This window comes from Oleiphilus sp. HI0123 (assembly GCF_001635315.1).
Map to the genome: position 1 here is coordinate 1 of NZ_LWGE01000952.1, position 691 is coordinate 691.

General features: G+C 40.8%; 1 protein-coding gene. It reads left to right on the forward strand.

Annotated elements, in window-relative coordinates; all coding sequences use genetic code 11:
- A partial coding sequence (gene yidC / locus A3761_RS08290; RefSeq protein ID WP_156491745.1) for a membrane protein insertase YidC occupies window positions 1–691 on the forward strand: 691 nt, incomplete at both ends.

The window sequence follows — 691 nt, forward strand, 5'->3', positions numbered from 1 at the left end:
ATTGGTCCAAAGATTATGGAGCGTTTGGAAGCTATTGCACCAAACCTTGATTTAACCGTAGATTTTGGTTGGTTATTCTGGGTAGCAACGCCACTATTCCTATTGCTTGATTTCTTCTATGGCATTGTATTGAACTGGGGTTTTGCAATTATTCTGGTGACTGTTTGTGTTAAGGCTTTGTTCTTCAAGTTGTCGGCTGCAAGTTATCGTTCTATGGCGAATATGCGTCGGGTAGCACCTAAGCTACAAGCTTTAAAAGAACAGTATGGCGATGATCGTCAGAAGATGTCTCAAGGAATGATGGAGCTCTATAAGAAAGAGAAAATTAATCCTCTTGGTGGTTGTCTGCCTATTCTTGTTCAGATGCCTGTATTTATCGCTTTATACTGGGTTTTGATGGAGAGTGTTCAATTACGCCATGCTCCATTTATGTTCTGGATTCACGATCTATCGGTAATGGATCCTTACTTCATTCTGCCGATTCTGATGGGTGCAAGTATGGCTATCCAAATGCAGCTAAATCCATCTCCGCCTGATCCAATGCAAGCTAAGATCATGAAGATTATGCCTGTTGTAATGACTGTTTTCTTCTTATGGTTCCCTTCAGGGCTAGTTCTTTACTGGTTAGTAAACAATATTCTGTCGATTGCACAGCAGTGGGTAATTACCAGACAAATCGAAAAAGCTAACG